The sequence below is a fragment of the Streptomyces sp. P13-3-3 genome, from assembly GCF_050571355.1.
Lineage (GTDB): Bacteria > Actinomycetota > Actinomycetes > Streptomycetales > Streptomycetaceae > Streptomyces > Streptomyces althioticus.
In genome coordinates this window covers 1,148,422-1,167,306 of record NZ_CP192228.1, presented here as the reverse complement: position 1 = coordinate 1,167,306, position 18,885 = coordinate 1,148,422, and the positions used below count along the sequence as shown (strand labels likewise).

Below are 18,885 nucleotides of genomic sequence, written 5' to 3'. Positions count from 1 at the left end.
CGTGTCTCTCCCCGCAGGAGGCTCCCGATGACCTCGGACCCGACCCTCGCCGACCTCACCGAGCGCGTCGCGGCCCGCCGCGACCGGCCCGCGTACGGCCATGACGCGCTCATCACCTGCGACCGTCTGGTCCGCGTGTTCACCGCGGACGGTGTGGAGGTCCAGGCGCTCCAGGGGCTCGACCTGCTGGTGCGGGGAGGCGAGCTGATGGCGCTGGTGGGGGCGTCCGGCAGCGGCAAGTCGACCCTGATGAACATCCTGGCCGGCCTGGACACCCCCACGGCCGGCGCGGCCCGGGTGGCGGGCCGCGACCTGCTGACGATGTCCGCGCGGGACCGGCTCGCCTACCGCCGCGAGGTCGTCGGCTTCGTGTGGCAGCAGACGTCCCGCAATCTGCTGCCGTATCTGACGTCGGCGCAGAACGTGGCGCTGCCGATGCAGCTCTCCGGCCGCCCCGGCGGACGCTCCCGTTCCGCGCGCCGGGCCCGCGCCGAACGCGCCCTGGAGCTGCTGGAGCTGCTGGAGGTGGCGGACTGCCGTGACCGTCGCCCGGACGAGATGTCCGGCGGCCAGCAGCAGCGGGTCGCCATCGCGGTGGCCCTCGCGGGCGACCCGGCGGTGCTGCTCGCGGACGAACCGACCGGCGAGCTCGACTCGCACACCGGCGAGCAGATCTTCGCCGCGTTCCGCACGGCCAACGAGCGGCTCGGCACGACCGTCGTGATCGTCACCCACGACCAGGCGGTGGCGAACGAGGTCAGCCGCACGGTCGCCATCCGCGACGGCCGCACCTCGACGGAGGTGCTGCGCCGCAGCGAGGTGGACGCGGCCACCGGCGACGAGAAGGTGGTCGCCCGCGAGTACGCGATGCTGGACCGGGCGGGCCGTCTCCAGCTCCCGGCCGAGTACACCACCGCACTCGGCATGCGCGACCGCGTGGCCCTGGAACTGGAACCGGACCACATCGCGGTCCGCCCGGACGACAGCGGCCGCGAAGACCGGTGAGCCGGACGCCGACCGCCGACGCCCACCGATCCCGGCCCCGCGGGCACCCACGCAGTCCCGCCGAACACGGAACCGAAAACGGACGACAACCGGCAGCCAGGGACGCGGGGACAGACGCGGCGGGCGTCAGCGGACGCTGAGCCGGCACGCGAGGCCACGCACCGGAACCGGACCACGTCACCGTCCGCCCGCACCACAGCGGCCGCGAGCCACGCCCAGCCACGCGCACCGACCGTCAGCGAACGCTGAGCCGGCCGCGCCACCGCTGGGCCCGCATGCCGGAACCGGGACTACATCACCGTCCACCCGGCCGACAGCAGCCGCGAGGGACGCGGGGACAGGCGCGGTGAGGGTCAGCGGACGCCGAGCCGGCACGCGAGGCCACGCACCGGAACCGGACCACGTCACCGTCCGCCCGCACCACAGCGGCCGCGAGCCACGCCCAGCCACGCGCACCGACCGTCAGCGAACGCTGAGCCGGCCGCGCCACCGCTGGGCCCGCATGCCGGAACCGGGACTACATCACCGTCCACCCGGCCGACAGCAGCCGCGAGGGACGCGGGGACAGGCGCGGTGAGGGTCAGCGGACGCTCAGTCCCAGGGTGCCCACGCCCGACCGCCGCACCGCGACGGAACCGTAGGGCGTCCGCAGCCGCAGCCACGACCCGGACGAGAACAGGGCCTGGTCGTCGCCGCGCAGGAAGCGGAGCGACTGGGCGGCGTGCACGGCGCGCACCGGCAGGCCGGTGTCCGCGACCGTGCGGGACCATATCTCCCGCCCGACGCGGTCGAGTTCGGCGCGCGTGCGCTGCTCCGGCGCCAACTGCTCGGTGCGGGAGCGGAACTCCGCGACCGAGGCGGCGACGAGCCGGCGCAGCCGCTCGGGCTCGGGAAGGCCGGGCTCGGGCTTCCAGCCGCCGCGCGGCGGGAGCACCCCGGCCCACGGCGGCCCGGTGACCGCCGCCGGCACGGCCGCGGTGGCGGCGGACTCGTCCACCGTCTCCAGCAGCTCACCGGCGGACACCGTCACGTCCAGGGTGACGTCGAGCCCGTTCTCGTACGGCTTGGCCAGCCGCACCGCGCGGATCGCCAGCACCTCGAACGAGGGGGGACGGCCGAAGACCGCGAGCGCCGTGCCGGCCGCCTGGAGGCGGACGGCGGCGCCGCGGTCGTAGTGCAGCAGCCGGGACAGGAAGGCCGCGAGATCCGCGGCCTCCCCCTCGTCGGCGAGGTGGAGGACCGTCATGCGGCGACGGCCTCCTCCTTGTCACCGGCGACGGCGTCGTCCGTGTACTCCTGGAGGAACTCGCGCTCCTCCGCGGTGAGCCGCCGGGGACGCTGCGCCTCGAAGTCGAACGGCACGATCACCGTCGACGCGCGGACGTAGACCAGGTCGTCGTCCTTCACCTCGTAGGTGAGGGTGAAGGACGCCGCCCTGATCTCCGTGACCCACAGCTCGATGTCGACCGGGTGGTGCCGGTGCACGAGCTGCCGCTTGTAGTCGATCTCGTGGCGCGCCACCACGGACCCCTGCTTGAAGTCCTTCTCCGGGCGGAACAGGAAGTCGATACGGGCCTCCTCCAGGTAACGGAGGAACACCACGTTGTTGACGTGGCCGTACGCGTCCATGTCCGCCCAGCGCAGCGGGCAGCGGTAGATGTGCCGCAAGAGATCAGCCCCGCGTCAGCTTCTTGTAGGTGGCACGGTGCGGACGGGCCGCGTCCGGGCCGAGCCGCTCGACCTTGTTCTTCTCGTACGACTCGAAGTTGCCCTCGAACCAGAACCACTTGGAGTCGCCCTCGTAGGCCAGGATGTGCGTGGCCACGCGGTCGAGGAACCACCGGTCGTGGGAGACGACCACGGCGCAGCCGGGGAACTCCAGCAGCGCGTTCTCCAGGGAGGAGAGCGTCTCGACGTCGAGGTCGTTGGTCGGCTCGTCGAGGAGCAGCAGGTTGCCGCCCTGCTTGAGGGTGAGCGCGAGGTTCAGGCGGTTGCGCTCACCGCCGGAGAGCACACCGGCCGGCTTCTGCTGGTCCGGGCCCTTGAAGCCGAACGCGGAGACGTACGCCCGCGACGGCATCTCGACCTGTCCGACGTTGATGTAGTCGAGCTCGTCGGAGACGACCGCCCACAGCGTCTTCTTCGGGTCGATGTTCTCGCGGCTCTGGTCGACGTAGGAGATCTTGACGGTGTCGCCGACCTTGATGGAGCCGGAGTCGGGCTGCTCGATCCCCTGGATCATCTTGAACAGCGTGGTCTTGCCGGCGCCGTTCGGACCGATGATGCCGACGATGCCGTTGCGCGGGAGGGTGAAGCTGAGGTCGTCGATGAGGAGCTTCTCGCCGAAGCCCTTGGTGAGGTTGTTGACCTCGACCACGACGTTGCCCAGACGCGGGCCCGGCGGGATCTGGATCTCCTCGAAGTCCAGCTTCCGCATCTTGTCGGCCTCGGCGGCCATCTCCTCGTAGCGGGCCAGACGCGCCTTGGACTTGGCCTGGCGCCCCTTGGCGTTGGAGCGCACCCACTCGAGCTCGTCCTTGAGGCGCTTCTGCCGCTTGGCGTCCTTCTGGCCCTCGACCTTGAGGCGGGCGGCCTTGGTCTCGAGGTACTTGGAGTAGTTGCCCTCGTAGCCGTGCAGCCGGCCGCGGTCGACCTCGCAGATCCACCCGGCGACGTTGTCCAGGAAGTACCGGTCGTGGGTGACGGCCACGACGGTGCCCTCGTACTTGGCGAGGTGCTGCTCCAGCCAGTTCACCGACTCGGCGTCGAGGTGGTTGGTGGGCTCGTCGAGGAGCAGCAGGTCGGGCGCCTCGAGCAGCAGCTTGCACAGCGCCACGCGGCGCTTCTCGCCACCGGAGAGGTTGGCGACCGGCCAGTCGCCGGGCGGGCAGCCCAGGGCGTCCATGGCCTGCTCGAGCTGGGCGTCGAGGTCCCAGGCGTTGGCGTGGTCCAGCTCCTCCTGCAGCTTGCCCATCTCTTCGAGCAGCGCGTCGGAGTAGTCGGTCGCCATCTGCTCGGCGATCTCGTTGAACCGGTCGAGCTTGCCCTTGACCTCGGCGACACCCTCCTGGACGTTCTCCAGGACGGTCTTGTCCTCGTTCAGCGGGGGCTCCTGGAGCAGGATGCCCACGGTGTAACCGGGAGTGAGGAAGGCGTCACCGTTCGACGGCTGCTCCAGACCCGCCATGATCTTCAGAACCGTCGACTTACCGGCGCCGTTCGGCCCGACGACACCGATCTTCGCCCCCGGCAGGAAGCTCAGGGTGACGTCGTCGAGGATCACCTTGTCGCCGTGCGCTTTGCGCGCCTTGCGCATGGTGTAGATGTACTCAGCCAAGAGAAACCGTCCGGCAACTTGAAATCAGGCAGTGGGCAGATACACCCCATCTTGCCCGACCGCCACCCCTCGGGGGAAACCCGTTCCGCCGGACCGCCCTGACCTGCGGGTTCACGGTTGCGGCGCGCGGCTCACCTGTCACTGTCGGTCACCGCCGGTCGGCTCGGGGAGCCTCGGACGGCCGCCTGCGCTGTCGGTGCGTGGCGCTATGGTCCGCCCGCCACGAGGGCGACACGGCACGGGGAGGGCTGCTGCTGGGGGATCCAAAACGGGACCGCTGGTGCACGGCGATCACCCCCTGGATAGTGGTCGCCCATGAACGAGGTCGAAGTCGTCGTCGCCCATTCCGAGCGCGCGACTCTGCGCGTCGGCGATGTGTTCTTGAAGGTGGACGCCGATCAGGCGCGCATCGACGTCGAAGTCGAGATGATGTCCCTCGCGCCGGTCCCGACCCCGGAGGTCTTGTGGCGCAAGCCGCCCGTGCTCGCGATCGCCGCACTCCCGGGGACGACGCTTGGGCGCCTCGGCAGGCCGTCGACCGGGTCGCCGGCGGCGTGGGCCGCAGCGGGCGCCGCCATCCGAGAACTGCACGAAGCACCCCTGCCGCCCCGGCCGGGCCAGGCCGGCCGGAGCAGCGTCGCGCTGGCGGCGGAACTCGACGCCGAGTGCGAGTCGCTCGTGACGAACGACGTCCTGCCCGCCGACCTGGTCATCCGCAACCGCCAGGTCGCCGAGGCCGCGCTCCGGCCGTGGACTCCGGCGTTCACGCACGGCGACCTGCAGGTCGCGCACGTCTTCGTCGAGGGCGACGAGGTCACCGGCATCATCGATTGGTCGGAGGCGGGCCGGGGTGATGCCCTGTACGACCTTGCCACCTTCACGCTCGGAAACGAGGAGCACCTCAACGACGTCGTCGCCGGCTACGGCACCGACGTCGACCTCGACGTGATCCACGCGTGGTGGTCGTTGCGGAGCCTTCTGGCAGTTCGCTGGCTGATCGAGCACGGATTCGACCCCTTCGCGCCGGGTTGTGAGGTCGACGTTCTGAGATCCCGGATGTGAGGCTGCGCGGGCCCGACTGCCACGTATGCGTTGTGACGCATCGCGTGGGCCCCCGGGGCGATCGCCCGCCCTTACTCTCGACAGAGTGCGGTGCGCAGTCGTTGCCAGCAGATGACAGCGCCGCCGAGGGTGACGAACGCGTGGTGGATGCCGTCGCGGATCTCCAAGCGGATACGCAGGCGGCGGAACCGGTGCAGCAGCGCGGTCACTCCTTCCACGCCCCTGTTCGGCAAGCTGGTCCTCGAAGGTGTCGAGGACCGTATCGGTCGCCGTGAGCAGTTCCTCGGGGAACAGCCCAGCCATGCCAGCGCACTTGAGGTCCAGGGTGCCGGCGGCCACTTTTCGCGGCTTCCTCCGCCATGCTGCCCCGGCAAGATCAGAACCTGAGACACCAGCTTCAAGGCATTCGATCCGAACCCGCTCCGGCCGTCGCCGACGGGCAGCCGCCTCGGCACCAGCGGCTTGCGACCGTTCCAGCGCAACTGGAGCCGGCAACGGCCATTCCGGCCGCTACGGGGCTTGGACGGAGCCAGCGGCCGGAGGTGTCGCAGGGGTTGCTGTGCGGTGGTGCCGCCGTACTGCTTCCAGTTCGGATGTCCCATTGAACGTCCGAGGGAGGCCGTCTCCGCGTACCGGGGCGCCGGTCAGGCCCACGACGGCCAGGCTGCCTGACACCTCCCCCATCGGTGACAAGCCGCTGGTGGGCTGCCCACTCGTGGTGCCGTTACGCCACCACGAACGGAAAGGCCATGCGCTGGGAAGCGTGGACCTCTCAGCTCACGGATAGCGACTCCGGCGCCCAGTGGGCCCAGTGGGCCCAGTGGGCCCAGGGCGGAACGTGTCGCCTTCGTTGTCAGTGCGTGGCGCTACGGTGCGTCCGCCATCAAGAGCAACAAATGGGGGGCTGGCGTGGGAGCCAAGACGGGACTGCTGGTGTACGCCGACGGCGACGCGCCTGGGGCGCTGCGACGGGTGGGGGCAGCGGATCTTGACCGGACCCTCGGCATGCTGCGGCGGCTCCACCCGGGCCGACAGTTCGAGGAGTGCGAGGGGTCGACTCTCTGGGACGGCGTGTACCCCCCGGAGGGGACGACGTACGCGGCCAGCTGGCCCGGCGTGGACGTCATCGGTGACCAGAGGGTGATGATCGATGCCCCGTCCCAGCTTCCCGGACACCTCGTGGCCGCGAGTGCCGGCCGACGGCTCGTCCTCCACGCCATGCACAGCGTCGTCGACTGGCTGGCCTTCGCCGTGTGGGAGGACGGACGTCTCATCCGTTCCCTGAGCCTGTCTCCGGACAGCGGCATCATCGAGGACTTCGGCGAACCGCTCCCCTTCGAACGGCCCTACTGGGCCGGAAACCGCCCGGCCGACGTCATCCCCTGGCCGGACGAGGACGAAAAGACATACCCCCTGCCGTTCCACCCCTTGGACCTGGGAGAAGACGCCCTGCGTGCGCTCTGCGGCTTCGTCCAGGAGGGCCGCCCCGAGCCGGACGACGTCGACGCGGACACCATCCGCCTGCACGGCTTCAAGGTGCGGGACCCGCACGATCCTGACCTCGCGGAGCGGGAGGCGCAGTTGCGCAGGGCGGTGGAAGCCATGGGACCGCCACGCGCGTACACGCTCGGACCCGACGGCTCCCTGATCGAGCGAAACGGCCTGTAACTCACGACCTCTCCCTCCCGAAGTAGGTCGAGGAACACAGCCGGGCGGGGCGTCCCATCACGGCGGTCAACTCCCCCGTCACTCCCGTACTGTGCGTGCGCATGACCGACACCGAGATCGAGATCACCGCGGACCTGGTCCGCGACCTGTTGCGGGAGCAGCATCCGGACCTGGCGGGACTCGACATCCGTGAGGTGGCGGGCGGATGGGGCAACCAGATGTGGCGTCTCGGGGACGAGCTGGCCGTGCGCATGCAGCGCATGGACCCCACTCCGGAGCTCCAGCTCAACGAGCGGCGGTGGCTGCCCGTGCTGGCCCCGCGCCTGCCGCTTCCGGTGCCCACCCCGGTACGGTCCGGCGAGCCGTCCCCGCGCTTCCCCAAGCACTGGACCGTGATGACGTGGGTGCCCGGCGATCCGCTGGACTGCTCCTCGATCAGTCGCGGCGACCACGCGGCCGACGCCCTGGCGGGTTTCCTCAGAGCGCTGCATGTGGAGGCACCCGCCGGCGCCCCGGTCAGCGGGGACCGCGGTGGCCGTCCCAAGGAGTGCGCGGACGGCTTCGACCGGTTCTTCGACGCCGTCGTCCCCGACGACCTCGCCGACGACGTCCGCGCCGTCTGGGACGACGCCGTCGCGGCGCCCGAGTGGGAGGGACCGCCGCTCTGGCTGCACGGCGACCTCCATCCGGCCAACGTGGTCGTCTCGGACGGGACGCTCTCGGGCGTGATCGACTTCGGCGACATCTGCGCCGGCGACCCGGCGTGGGATCTCGCGGCCGCCTGGGTCATCCTTCCCGCGGGCGCGGTCTCCCGCTTCTTCGACGCGTACGAGCGAGCGGACGCGGGGACGATCCGGCGCGCCCGTGGGCTGGCCGCGTTGAAGAGCCTGTTCCTCATGCTGATGGGCAGGAACGGGGACCTGGGCCTTCCCGGCGGCAAGCCGGCGTGGGGACCGGCAGGCCGGGCGGCGCTCGATCGCGTGCTGAAGGGTTGAGGCGGGCGGGCTGACGGCAGCTGCGCGCCTGGGCCTGTTGCGAGCACGTCGCGCCTGGTAGGACGGTGTACGACGGCTGTAGCCGCAACGCGCTCCTTCTGCCACGGTGTACCACGGTGTGCCGCATGGACGGAAAGCCGCACGCACATCACGGCCACGACCGGTCGGCGCACAGGGGCGGCCGGATGCGTGCCAGGATCACCCCATGGTCATGTGCGGGAGTGCCGCAGCGGAGCGCCCCCTCCTCTTCCTCGACGTCGACGGCCCGCTGATCCCCTTCGGGTCGCCGCACCCACCTCCCCCGACGGCCCCCGCCGACCACGGCAACCCCCTGCTCGCCCGCCTCGACCCCACCCTCGGCGCCCGCCTGCTGGCCCTGGGCTGCTCGCTCGTGTGGGCCACCACGTGGATGGAGGAGGCGAACGAGGTCGTCGCGCCGCCTCTCGGGCTGCCGAGGCTGCCCGTGCTGGACCTGCCCGAGGCCGACGGGCCGGGCCTTCGCGGCCTGCACTGGAAGACCCGCCCGCTCGTCGAGTGGGCCGGCGGCCGGCCGTTCGTCTGGGTCGACGACGAGATCGGCGCCGTCGACCGTCAGTGGGTCGCCGCCGCCCATCCCGGGCCGGCGCTCCTCCACCGCGTCGACCCGGCCCGCGGCCTCCAGGACGCCGATTTCCGTGCCCTCGGCGACTGGCTCGCCGCCCTCGACCACCCGTCGTGAGGCACCGCGGGGCACGGCCCCGCGTCCGTCCTCCGTCAGCCGTTGTCGCCGGAGGCGCCCTGCCGCTGGCGGGTGAGGACCAGGCCCGCACCGCCGAGGACGACCAGTGCGATGGCGGTGCCGGTGATCCACGGAGTGATGCTGGACGCGCCGGTCTCGGCGAGGTTGGTGTCCGTGTCCGGGGCGGCGACCGGGGTCGGCGTCGGACCCGAGAGGGTCTGGGTCGTCGTCCCCACCTCGGCGGCCCGCGTACGGCAGTCGAGCATCCCGGTGAAGCGCTGCTGGAAGCCGTCCGGCCCCTCGACGGTGAAGTCGTACGGCTGGTCCTCGTTCAGCGGGACCGTCACCGTGTGGGAGCTGCCGGCCTCCACGGTGTACTCGGCGCCCGCCAGCTCGAAGGCGAACGCGGCGTCACCGTGGTTGGCGACCGTGACGTCCACCGCGCCCGCGGCGCAGTTCTCGCGGGCCGACACGGCGGGTATCGCGCCCTCCGCGGACCAGCCGGCGCTCGCCGTCGCGGAGACGGTCGACTCGCTGGACCCGGCCAGGATCTGCGTCTGGCTGCGGCTCTCGGAGACGAGGGCACGGCCGACCGGCACGCTCGTCGCCGCCTGCACGGTCAGCTGGGCGGTGCCCGTCTCCGCGTCCTCCGGGACCTCGACGTACAGCTTGCTGCCGTTGCCGGCGGTGGTCACGGGCTCGCCCTCGGCGTCCACGACGCGTATGCCGGAGGTGGCCGCGTCCGCGGGCGGGGAGACCGTGACGCTCCGCGCATCGGTGCGGACGGTGACCGGGCCGAGCCGCTCGCCCGGACGGCCGGCGACGACCGGCGGGTCCAGGGTCAGCGACGCCGGCGGCTCCGCCGCCTTCCGCGCCTTCTTCTCCAGGTAGTCGGCGAGCTGCTCGGCCTGCGGGTCGAGGGCGTCGACGTCCACGCCGTCGGAGTAGCGCCATATCGCCACCTGGGTGCCGGCCGCGGCGTCCTGCTCGGTGAGCTGGCCCCGGACGCCCGCCTTCTTCGCGAGCGCCGCCAGGTCGTTCACCTGCGGGTAGGAGTGCTCGAGGATCCACAGGATCCGGCCGGCGTCCTTGTTGGTGCCGAGCGAGGTGCCGCTCCAGGCGGTCTCGTGGTACTTGGCGTCCTGCTGGGTGGGGGTGTGGATGTCGACGCAGTAGGTGTGCAGCATGCCGCCGCCCTCGACGGACATCTCGAACAGCCCCGCCGACACCTGCGTGTCACCGGCGGCCCCGTGGATGACGGCCGTGCCGTACGTCTTGAGCCCGTCGATCGTCGCGGCTGCTCCGTTGTGCCGCGGCATCGTCCCGGGGTCGCCCGCGGAGGCCGGTCCGGCACCGGCGAGCACGGTGGCGGCGACGATCCCCGTCACCAGCGTCCCCGCCGTGAGGCGGGCCGACCCACGTCCGCGCAGGCGCCGCGCGGAGAACGAAACAGACACCGAATTCCCTTCCGAGCAGGACCCGTGACGTGGGGGGACGGTCCCACCAGCAGAATCTCCGGCCCCAAGGACCCCCCGGAGCCATGCCCGGCATCCTAAGGAGCCGTCGGACAGCGCTTGCCGGTGATCGCGTCGGAGCGATGATCCGAATCGGAATCGTTATCGCCGGGACGCCGCTGAACAGGGCTTATCGACAAATCCCCGCAGGACGGTTCAGCATCGATCCGTCGATAAGCCTCGGTTCGGACAGCTGCCGTGACGAAGCACGTCACCGCTGATTTCACGTCACCATGGCTGCTTCCGGCCGGAGTTCACCCGCCGCCTCACCGCTGCCGGCATCCGGGGCCCCGTCCGCCGCCGTCCCGTCGGCCGGCGGTGACGGTGCCGGGTCCGTCTCCCAGGCGGGTTCCGCGCGGTCCGACGGCGGCGTCAACTCCGGGCGCGGGGTGCGGCGGAAGGCGGTCGTGCCGCGGGCGAGGTCGTGCCCGACGGTCACCGCGTCGATGTCCGCCGACATCCAGTCCGGCTGACCCTCCCGCGTCTCCGTACGCACTTTCAAGCGGCCCTGCACGATCACCGGTTCACCCACCGACAGGGACGCCGCCGTGTTGGTGGCGAGCTGCCGGTTGGCCCACACCGTGAAGAAGTTGGTGTGTCCGTCGGCCCAGCTGTTCTTCTCCCGGTCCCAGTAGCGCGCGGTGACCGCGATACGGAACCGCGCCGAGGGCCCGGAGACCGTCTCCCGGTACACGGGCCGCGTCGCCACGTTGCCCACCACGCACACCATCGTCTCGTTCATCGCGTTTCCCTCCCTGGCCCGGACCCGCCGGCTCCCTCACCGGCGCCGGGCGGATACGCGTACGGGTCCGTCCCGTACGGCTGCCGTCTGGCGCGGTGATTCCGGAGCACCTCGCGCTCCGTGGTCACCGCGCAGTCAGACTGCCTCCGCCGGGCCGGACCCCGCCGAGCCCTGTGGACCGCCCCCACCCTGTGGAAAACCCCGCCATCCGGACGAGTGGCGTTACGGCGCGACGGCCACACCGCGAAAACGCGACCGCCTCAACGCCCCCCGCTCCCCGCCCCCACCCCGGCCACACGCCCGTACTGCTCACGCACTTCCCGGTACCGCAGCAGCTCCGCCGCCACCGGATCGAGCACGCGGGCGCGCCCGCACCCGGCCGCCGCCTCACGCAGCCGTCTCTCCGCCTCCAGCCCGTACCGCCGGGCCGGCCCCCGCGCGGCCATCCGGCAGCTCCACTCGACGAGCGGCCCGCCCACGATCCCGATGACCATCAGCAGCACCGGCACGCCCAGGTTCGGCGCCATGACGCCGATGATCTGCCCGAGCAGCCACAGCCCGCCCACGAACTGCAGGATCGTCATGGACGCCTGCGCGAGCACGGCGACCGGCCACCATCCGGGCCGCGGCGGCCGCCCCGGCGGCAGCCCGGCCCGCACGGCCAGTTCGTCGAGTGCCTCGGGCAGTCCCTGCGACCCGCGCACCGCCGCCTCGCGCACCGCCTGCGCCCAGGGCGTGGGCAGTCCGGTGGAGGCACGGTCGGCGACCGTGCGGACCGCCTGTTCCACGCGCTGCCGCGCGGTGACCTCCTCGTCGGGCCGGCCGCCCAGGGGAACCCTGCCGGTGGTCGGCTCGCGCCGCGCCTGGCACCAGCGCCACAGCCGCAGCCAGGGGGTCCCGCAGGCGCGGTTGGCGTTGCGCAGCCAGGCGCGTTCGGCCGCCTCGCCCGCCGCGGTGGCGCCCACGGCGTCCGCGAGCCGGTCGGAGAACTCCTCCCGTGCCTCCTCGCTCAGCCCGGTGCGCCGGCGCGTCGCGTACGCGGGCCACAGGCGGGCGGCGGTGATGTCGACGTCGGCGGAGATCCGGCGGGCGGGCGCCCCGCGCTCGGCCACGAACCGGGCGAGCGCCTCGCGCAGGTCGCCCACGCCGTCCCCGGTGAGTGCCGACAGGGCGAGCACGGTCGTGCCGGGCTCGCCGTACTCCCCCAGGACGATGCCGTCCTCGTCCAGGAGCCGCCGCAGGTCGTCGAGGACCTGTTCGGCTGCGTCGCCGGGCAGCCGGTCGACCTGGTTGAGGACGACGAACATGACCTCGGCGTGTGCCGCCATGGGCCGCAGGTAGCGCTCGTGCAGCATGGCGTCGGCGTACTTCTCCGGGTCGACGACCCAGATCACCGCGTCGACCAGCCCCAGCACCCGGTCGACCTGCTCGCGGTGCTCCACGGCCGCCGAGTCGTGGTCGGGCAGGTCGACGAGGACGAGCCCGCGCAGCCGTTCGTCGGCGTCGGTCATGGCCTGGAGGGGGCGGCGGCGCAGCCGGGGCGGGATGCCGAGGCGTTCGATGAGGCTCGCCGCGCCGTCGCTCCAGCTGCACGCGATGGGGGCGGCGGTGGTGGGGCGCCGTACGCCGGTCTCCGAGATCGGCACCCCGGCCAGCGTGTTGAACAGCTGCGACTTGCCGCTGCCGGTGGCGCCCGCGATGGCGACGACGGTGTGCTGCCCGGAGAGCCGGCGTCGCGCGGCGGCCTCGTCGAGCACGCGTCCCGCCTGGGAGAGGGTGCGGTTGTCGAGGCGTGCGCGGCTCAGCCCCACCAGCTCGCGCAGCGCGTCGAGACGGGAGGCGAGCTGCGGGTCGTACGACAGGGGGACCACCTTCTGCGGTGTGGAGGCGCGGGGTTCCACGACGGCGGGCTGTTCCTCCGACGAACTCCCGGCGGCGGTGCCGTTCACCCGGCGGGCGATCAGCCCGTCGTCCCAGGCGCCGGCCCCGTCCGCGCGGGCACCGTCCGCGCGGGCGGGGCGCTCGGGGCGCTCGGCAGGTTCGCCGGGCTCGGAGTGCTCGGGGTGCTCGGGGTGCTCGGGGTGCTCGGGGTGCTCGGGGTGCTCGGGGTGCTCGGTGTGGTCCTGGTCAGTGACGGCGGTCACCGGTCACCTCTCCTTCTGCAGTACGGACAACGCGGCGATGAGTTCCGGCTGGGGTTCCGCGTGCACCTCGAGCGTGTCGATCGGGGCGAGCCGGCGTTCGCGTTCGGCGTGCATGATCCGGTCCACGTGGGCGACGAGGAGCCGTCCGCCGCGGTCGCGCAGGCGCAGCGCGCCGTGGGCGCCGATCCGCTCGGCGAGGGTCTCCCCGGCGGTCCGGGCGCGGCGGCCGCCGAGCAGGACCGTGGCGACGAGGGCGGTGACCGTCTCGGGCTCGGGCGCGACGCCGCGTTCCAGTTCGCGCACCTCCTCCTCGGCGAGTTCCTCCAGCTCGCGCCGCCAGCGCCGTACGGCGAGGCCGATGCGGTGCTCGACGCTCTCGGAGGCGCTGTCGCGGGCGGTGAGCTCGGGCGCCTCGGCGGCGGGCTCGCGCCGCCAGGTCTCGTCGACGCGTTCGTCGGCGGCGGCGACGGCGCACAGCAGGAGCGCGCTGAGGCTCTCCACGAGCGTGTCGAGCAGCTCGCCGGGGGTGCAGTCGAGGGGGAAGGCGCGCCACCGCTTGAGGGCGTCCCCGGCGAGCACGGCCCCGGCCTGCAGCCGCCCCCGCACCCGCGAGTGCTCGCTGTCGTACGCGGTCTCCACGGCGGAGGTGAGGCGCAGCGCGGCGGCGTACTGGGCGGCGGCGGCGCCGGCCAGCTCGGGGAGCCGGGAGTTGAGCGAGTCGAGGATGCCGTACGCGGTGCGGGCCATGACGTGCTGGCGGGCGGCCGGGTCGAGCGTCTGGTGGACGAGCCAGGTGCGCAGCGCGGCGACGGCGGTGCCGGGCAGCAGCCCGCCGCCCCAGGCGGACTCGGGCAGCTCGGGCACGGTGAACCGGGGCACGTCGCCGAGCCCGGCCTTGGTGAGGAGGGCGCCGTACTGGCGTGACACCTCGGAGACCACCTGGTGCGGCACCCGGTCGAGCACCGTGACCAGGCTGACGTCGTACTCCTTGGCGGTGCGCAGCATGTGCCAGGGGACGGCGTCGGCGTAGCGGGCGGCGGTGGTGACCATGATCCAGATGTCGGCGGCGTTGATCAGCTCGGCGGCGAGGACCCGGTTGTCGGAGACCAGGGAGTCGATGTCGGGCGCGTCGAGGAGGGCGAGGCCGGGCGGCAGGGTGTCGGCGGTCTCGACGCGCAGGACGCGCGCGGGGTCCTCGCCGGGCAGCAGGAGGTCGTCGGCGGGATCCTGGTGGTGGGGCACCCAGACGCGGGTGAGGTCGGGCAGTACGCGCATGCCGCTGAACCAGTGGTGGTCCTCCGAATGGCAGACGAGCACCGGCGTCCGTGTCGTCGGCCGCAGCACCCCCGCCTCGCTGACGCGCCGGCCTACGAGCGAGTTCACCAGCGTGGACTTCCCCGCTCCGGTGGATCCCCCGACGACGGCCAGCAGCGGCGCGCCGGGGTCTCTCAGCCGCGGCACCAGGTAGTCGTCCAGCTGGGCGAGCAGTTCGTCGCGGTTGGCACGCGCGCGGGCGGCCCCGGCGAGGGGCAGCGGGAAGCGTGCGGCGGCGACACGGTCGCGCAGGGCGGAGAGTGCGTCGAGCAGCTGAGGCCGTACGTCCAAGGTCACCACATGCGAAGAATGCCCAATTTCAGGGTAATTCTGAAGCATATGAGCACGTCTGCGCGCCGACAGGACACAAGCGGATGGAAGGGGCGTCTGCGACGCGTGCACAGCCGAGGCATAACGAGTGCACAACACCCGATGCGCCAGAGGCCAAAACGAGTGCACGATTCGTACCTGCCTGCGATTATCAGGACCGCTTCACCGAACCTCCACATCGAGCCACGGAGGCGAGGCGACAGGGACAAGGATGCGGGAGCCCTATCCTTGTCTCCGGCAAACGTCACGGACAGGCCCCCACCAGGGCACCCCGACGACAGGCCACCACACCCGGCCCCCGTAGCTCAGTGGATAGAGCAGGCGCCTTCTAAGCGCTTGGCCGCAGGTTCGAGTCCTGCCGGGGGCGCAACCCGCCACCAGCCAGAACGCCCCAGAGGGGATCTCCCCTCCAGGGCGTTTCGTGGTGGCGACGGCCACGGCCCCGACGGGCGGCCGGAGGGCGCGGTCACTGGTCGAGCTGAGCCGCCAGAAACACCGACCGCGCACACCCGCACCTCGACCGGATGCGGGAGCCGTTCGCCGAGAATGCCGCCGCCCCCGACGGATGGGTCCCTGACGTCGACGCGTTCGTGGACCTGCTGACGCAGTGGGGACACGTCCTGACCGAGGCGGCCCGGCGCGGCTGGTGCCTCGTGGGCCTGAGCGAGTAGTCCGCCTGCGGCCCTGTCGAAAGCGTGCCCGGTGATCGAATCGTTGCCGCAGCGCCCGCAACCTCCCACCGCGCTCACGTGTCCCCTGGTCAGCCGCTGAACATCAGCGGCCCACAGGGGAAAGGGAGGGGCACTTGAGGACGAGAAGGGCCATGGGGAGCGCGTTGGTGGCCGGCGGGGCCGCGATCGCGTTCACGGCGGTCTCCGCGGTGCCGGCGGGCGCGGCCGAGGGAGGGGTCTCCTTCAGCAACGTCAAGGTGAACGGCGGGAAGCCGATCGTGATCGGGGTCAAGGAGGAGGTCGTGGTGCACGCGACCTACCGGATGACGACCAAGCTCAAGCACGACCCGGGGGTGGTCGTGTTCCCCTACCGCGGCAGCCTGGAGTCCGGCGACCAGCTGTGGAACACGATCGAGAACTCCGACTGCAAGGTGGTGAACCGGGCCAAGGGGATCTGCGACTACGAGGAGTGGCTGTACATCGACCCGCGCCACTACGACTTCGGCAACGAGGACGCCGGCGCGTGGAAGACCGCCGGGCGCGTCTGGCTCGCCGGCGACAAGCACGACATCGACGACGTGAAGGTCCCGCTCCAGGTCAAGCGGGCCACCCGTGTCACCGTCAACGCCTCGCCGGAACCGGTCCGCAAGGGCAGGACGCTCACCGTGACCGGGAAGGTCACCCGGGCCAACTGGGACACGCACACGTACCAGGCATACGCGGGCCGCACCGTGAGCCTCCAGTTCAAGGCGGCGGGCGCCAAGGCCTACACCACGGTCAGGAAGGTGAAGTCCAACAAGACCGGCGTGCTCAGGACCACGGTGAAGGCCACCAGGTCCGGCACCTGGCGCTGGGTGTACTACGGCAACACCACCTCCGGCGCGAAGGCGTCGGCCGGGGACTACGTGGTCGTCCGTTAGGCGCCGCCGGGGGGGCGCTCGCGCGCGGATGCGCTCCCCCACGCGGGCACCCGTCACCCTGCTCCGGCGGGCGAACACGCGCACCCAGCTGACCTTTTAGCCAGGATCGCCCACAATTGGGTGGTTACGCCTGAATGGTGAGTTCACTGGTAAGGATGGAGCGGTTCACCACCGTCCCGCGCCGCCTTCCCCGGAGCCGCTCATGCGCACTGCCGTCATCGCCGCCCAGGCCCCACCCCGTGCGGAGAGTTCCCGGCCCGCCCCCTCAGTGCCCGAGCAGGCGGAGGAGCGCGAGCTGGTGTTCGGGGGGTTCCGGTACACCTGCCGGATCGTCCGGCAGGGCGCGCCGCAGACGGAGCCGTTGCTGCTGCTGGGCGGCTCGTCGCAGGACCGGTACTCCTGGCAGAGTCACGAAAGGTGGCTGGCGCCGCTGTGCACGCTGATCACGGTGGACCTTCCCGGCTACGGCGATTCGGACTTCCTGCCGGCCTCCTACGACATCGACTTCCTCGGGGACGCCGTGCAGCACATGCTGACGGAGATCGGCGTGCCCTCGGTGAATCTCTTCGGCGGCTGCTTCGGGGAGGTCGTGGGGCTACGGTTCGCGCAGCGCAATCCGGAGTCGGTCCGGCGCATCGTTTTCGGTGCCGCGGCGAACCGGCTGCCCGAGCTCTACAGCGAGGCCGTGCCGCGGCTGACGCAGACGCTGGAGCGGGGTGACATCGAGGGGGCCGCGGAAGGGCTGGTGCGGCTGTTCATGTCGAACCCCGAGGCCGGGAAGGTCCGCCGGCACGCGGCTGTGGCGCGGCTGCTCCAGCGGCAGTTCGTGAACCAGACGCAGGACGAGATCAGGAAGGCCGTGGAGCACAACATCCGGCTGGTGACGCACGGGTGCTACGAGCCGCTGCCGGTACCGCGGGTGCCGACGCTGGTGTTCACCGGGGAGTACGACACCCTGTGCACCCCGGACATGGGGCGGGAGTTCGCGGCGACGATGCCGGGGGCGCTCTTCACCACCGTGAAGGAGGCAGACCACTTGGTCACGGTGGAGCGCAGGGAGGAGTCGGCGGACCTGATCGCCCGCTTCTGCACGGACCGTTCCGTCGAGGGACTGCCGTACTGCACCGACGTCGAGGCGCCCTGCCCCGAGCACAGTCTCGCGCAGATGTGACCGCCGGACGCTCCGAGCGCTCAACGCACCAGGAAGGGCCGGGACCCCCCGTAGGGTCCCGGCCCTTCCTGGCACCTGGCGACGAACGTCAGAGCTTCTGCCCGTCGACGGTGAGGCTGGTCCCGCAGGAGACGTCGGCGCGCTCACCGGAGCAGCTCTGCCGCACGTCGTTGACCATCCGGACCTTCCCGTAGGTCTTGCTGGTGAACTCGCGCTCACCGGTGTCCCTGCACAGGACGGTGCCCTGGCCGTCGTCGGAGCATGTGGCCGGGCTTTCGGCGGCGACGGCCTGGCCGCCTCCGAGGCCGAGGAGGACGACCCCTCCGAGAGCCGCGGCCACCACTGACATCTTCTTCGAACTGAACATCTGCCTGTTCCTCAACTCGGCGCCGCCCCGACCGACGGCGACACCGCTTGTCGACAACTCGAATTCCTGGCTCGACCTTGAATATCCGGTCCAAGCAACGAATCGGGCAGGCTCCGGAGTCCGTGTCGCCCGGTGGGCGACAGGACCCCGGAGCCTGCCCGGATCACCTTGCAGTGATCACTCGCCGCCGACGGCGAAGCTGCTGGCGCACTCGATGGAGTTCGTCTCGCTGTTCTCGGCGACGCCCAGACCCAGGATGCCGACGGCCAGGTTGATGTCATCGATCACGATGAGGCCCTTGGCCGAGTTGTCCTGGGGGCAAGCGGTCGCCTGCTTGTTGTTCAGCTCCACGTCCGGGTGGTCGCCGGCGTAGCTGACGCCCGCACCGAGGAAGCCGACGCTGCCGAGCATGGCCACAACGACCGCAGCCTTCTGGAACTTGCGCATTACCTCTCCATTCTTCGATGGCGCGGCCCGGATGGACCGGCCAGTGACGGCCGCCAAACTAGAACGACCCTTGCGGAAATTGATAGCGAAACACCGAATGGCGTCTTGTAAAGAAAAACTCGCTTTATGGCACTGTCGCCCGCTCAGAAAATCCGACCGCCGAATCCGTGAACCGACCGCGGCTTCACCGGCACGGCGTTCCGGTCGGGCGTTCAGCCCACGACGAGGTTGCTGGCGCAGGTGAGCTCACCCGTGCCGGAGCAGGTCTGTGCCGTCCTGTTGTCGACACGGACGCCGCTCTCCGTCTCCGTGACGCGGTATTCATCCACCTGGACGCAACGAACTTTTCCGTTCTCGTCCTCCGCGCACTTCCCCGGGTTCTCAGCACCCACGGCCTGCACCGCGCCGAATGCGAGCAGAGCGAGGCCGCCCAGAACACCCGTCACCGCCGTCGCGATCTTCTTCGACTTCACCATGTAC

General features: G+C 71.5%; 19 protein-coding genes and 1 tRNA gene. 9 read left to right on the top strand and 11 right to left on the bottom strand.

Features of this window, described 5'->3' with window-relative positions; genetic code table 11:
• Positions 1-27: 27 nt before the first annotated feature.
• Complete coding sequence (locus ACQZOG_RS05370) at positions 28-1,005, top strand: ABC transporter ATP-binding protein (RefSeq protein WP_230227993.1); 978 nt, start codon at positions 28-30, stop codon at positions 1,003-1,005.
• Positions 1,006-1,585: 580 nt separating this feature from the next.
• Here ACQZOG_RS05370 and ACQZOG_RS05365 read toward each other — a convergent pair.
• From ACQZOG_RS05365 to ettA, 3 genes are read right to left on the bottom strand one after another with little or no spacing between them, the layout of a single operon-like run.
• Complete coding sequence (locus ACQZOG_RS05365; protein WP_193455253.1) at positions 1,586-2,251, bottom strand: hypothetical protein; 666 nt, start codon at positions 2,249-2,251, stop codon at positions 1,586-1,588.
• The gene (locus ACQZOG_RS05360) at positions 2,248-2,673 is read right to left on the bottom strand and encodes an acyl-CoA thioesterase (RefSeq protein ID WP_033274622.1); all 426 of its coding nucleotides are present in this window, start codon (positions 2,671-2,673) and stop codon (positions 2,248-2,250) included. The genes ACQZOG_RS05365 and ACQZOG_RS05360 overlap by 4 nt, the downstream gene beginning before the upstream one ends.
• 4 nt (positions 2,674-2,677) lie before the next feature.
• Positions 2,678-4,342 carry an energy-dependent translational throttle protein EttA gene (ettA, locus tag ACQZOG_RS05355; RefSeq protein WP_033274623.1) on the bottom strand — a complete coding sequence of 555 codons (1,665 nt, stop codon included), beginning with the start codon at positions 4,340-4,342 and terminating at the stop codon, positions 2,678-2,680.
• 315 nt (positions 4,343-4,657) lie between these two features.
• Between ettA and ACQZOG_RS05350 the strand changes: the two genes are divergently transcribed.
• Positions 4,658-5,404: a phosphotransferase family protein gene (locus tag ACQZOG_RS05350; protein ID WP_430741328.1), complete on the top strand. Its 747-nt coding sequence runs from the start codon at positions 4,658-4,660 to the stop codon at positions 5,402-5,404.
• A 71-nt stretch (positions 5,405-5,475) separates the two neighbouring features.
• Here ACQZOG_RS05350 and ACQZOG_RS05345 read toward each other — a convergent pair whose 3' ends face one another.
• Positions 5,476-5,622, bottom strand: coding sequence for a hypothetical protein (locus ACQZOG_RS05345; RefSeq protein WP_430741327.1), 147 nt, complete (start codon positions 5,620-5,622; stop codon positions 5,476-5,478).
• Between the two features lie 691 nt (positions 5,623-6,313).
• Between ACQZOG_RS05345 and ACQZOG_RS05340 the strand changes: the two genes are divergently transcribed.
• From ACQZOG_RS05340 to ACQZOG_RS05330, 3 genes are all read left to right on the top strand, one after another.
• The gene (locus ACQZOG_RS05340) at positions 6,314-7,072 is read left to right on the top strand and encodes a DUF6928 family protein (RefSeq protein WP_430741326.1); all 759 of its coding nucleotides are present in this window, start codon (positions 6,314-6,316) and stop codon (positions 7,070-7,072) included.
• A gap of 101 nt (positions 7,073-7,173) precedes the next feature.
• Positions 7,174-8,067: an aminoglycoside phosphotransferase family protein gene (locus ACQZOG_RS05335; protein WP_193455257.1), complete on the top strand. Its 894-nt coding sequence runs from the start codon at positions 7,174-7,176 to the stop codon at positions 8,065-8,067.
• Between the two features lie 211 nt (positions 8,068-8,278).
• Positions 8,279-8,785, top strand: a complete 507-nt coding sequence (locus ACQZOG_RS05330; protein WP_261675050.1) for an HAD domain-containing protein — start codon at positions 8,279-8,281, stop codon at positions 8,783-8,785.
• 35 nt (positions 8,786-8,820) lie between these two features.
• Here ACQZOG_RS05330 and ACQZOG_RS05325 read toward each other — a convergent pair whose 3' ends face one another.
• The 4 genes from ACQZOG_RS05325 to ACQZOG_RS05310 all read right to left on the bottom strand — a co-directional run bounded on the left by ACQZOG_RS05325 (position 8,821) and on the right by ACQZOG_RS05310 (position 14,799).
• Positions 8,821-10,242, bottom strand: a complete 1,422-nt coding sequence (locus ACQZOG_RS05325) for a Cys-Gln thioester bond-forming surface protein (protein ID WP_261675051.1) — start codon at positions 10,240-10,242, stop codon at positions 8,821-8,823.
• A gap of 280 nt (positions 10,243-10,522) precedes the next feature.
• On the bottom strand, positions 10,523-11,041 hold the full coding sequence (locus ACQZOG_RS05320; protein ID WP_230228003.1) for a single-stranded DNA-binding protein: 519 nt from the start codon (positions 11,039-11,041) through the stop codon (positions 10,523-10,525).
• Between the two features lie 260 nt (positions 11,042-11,301).
• Positions 11,302-13,185: a GTP-binding protein gene (locus tag ACQZOG_RS05315; protein WP_430741325.1), complete on the bottom strand. Its 1,884-nt coding sequence runs from the start codon at positions 13,183-13,185 to the stop codon at positions 11,302-11,304.
• 3 nt (positions 13,186-13,188) lie between these two features.
• A complete protein-coding gene (locus ACQZOG_RS05310) occupies positions 13,189-14,799 on the bottom strand; it encodes a dynamin family protein (protein ID WP_430741324.1) in 1,611 nt (536 codons plus the stop codon).
• 324 nt (positions 14,800-15,123) lie between these two features.
• Between ACQZOG_RS05310 and ACQZOG_RS05305 the strand changes: the two genes are divergently transcribed.
• From ACQZOG_RS05305 to ACQZOG_RS05290, 4 genes are all read left to right on the top strand, one after another.
• A tRNA-Arg gene (locus ACQZOG_RS05305) sits at positions 15,124-15,196 on the top strand.
• Positions 15,197-15,353: 157 nt separating this feature from the next.
• Complete coding sequence (locus ACQZOG_RS05300; RefSeq protein WP_193455260.1) at positions 15,354-15,500, top strand: hypothetical protein; 147 nt, start codon at positions 15,354-15,356, stop codon at positions 15,498-15,500.
• Positions 15,501-15,652: 152 nt separating this feature from the next.
• Complete coding sequence (locus ACQZOG_RS05295; protein WP_033274632.1) at positions 15,653-16,420, top strand: hypothetical protein; 768 nt, start codon at positions 15,653-15,655, stop codon at positions 16,418-16,420.
• 202 nt (positions 16,421-16,622) lie between these two features.
• Positions 16,623-17,591 carry an alpha/beta fold hydrolase gene (locus ACQZOG_RS05290; RefSeq protein ID WP_399607313.1) on the top strand — a complete coding sequence of 323 codons (969 nt, stop codon included), beginning with the start codon at positions 16,623-16,625 and terminating at the stop codon, positions 17,589-17,591.
• A gap of 88 nt (positions 17,592-17,679) precedes the next feature.
• On the opposite strand, the gene ACQZOG_RS05285 is transcribed toward ACQZOG_RS05290, so the two are convergent.
• The 3 genes from ACQZOG_RS05285 to ACQZOG_RS05275 all read right to left on the bottom strand — a co-directional run bounded on the left by ACQZOG_RS05285 (position 17,680) and on the right by ACQZOG_RS05275 (position 18,881).
• Positions 17,680-17,958 (bottom strand): hypothetical protein, encoded by a 279-nt coding sequence (locus tag ACQZOG_RS05285; RefSeq protein WP_203550803.1) that lies wholly within the window; start codon positions 17,956-17,958, stop codon positions 17,680-17,682.
• A 177-nt stretch (positions 17,959-18,135) separates the two neighbouring features.
• Positions 18,136-18,405 (bottom strand): hypothetical protein, encoded by a 270-nt coding sequence (locus tag ACQZOG_RS05280; protein WP_033274635.1) that lies wholly within the window; start codon positions 18,403-18,405, stop codon positions 18,136-18,138.
• 212 nt (positions 18,406-18,617) lie between these two features.
• The gene (locus ACQZOG_RS05275; protein WP_193455262.1) at positions 18,618-18,881 is read right to left on the bottom strand and encodes a hypothetical protein; all 264 of its coding nucleotides are present in this window, start codon (positions 18,879-18,881) and stop codon (positions 18,618-18,620) included.
• Positions 18,882-18,885: the final 4 nt, after the last annotated feature.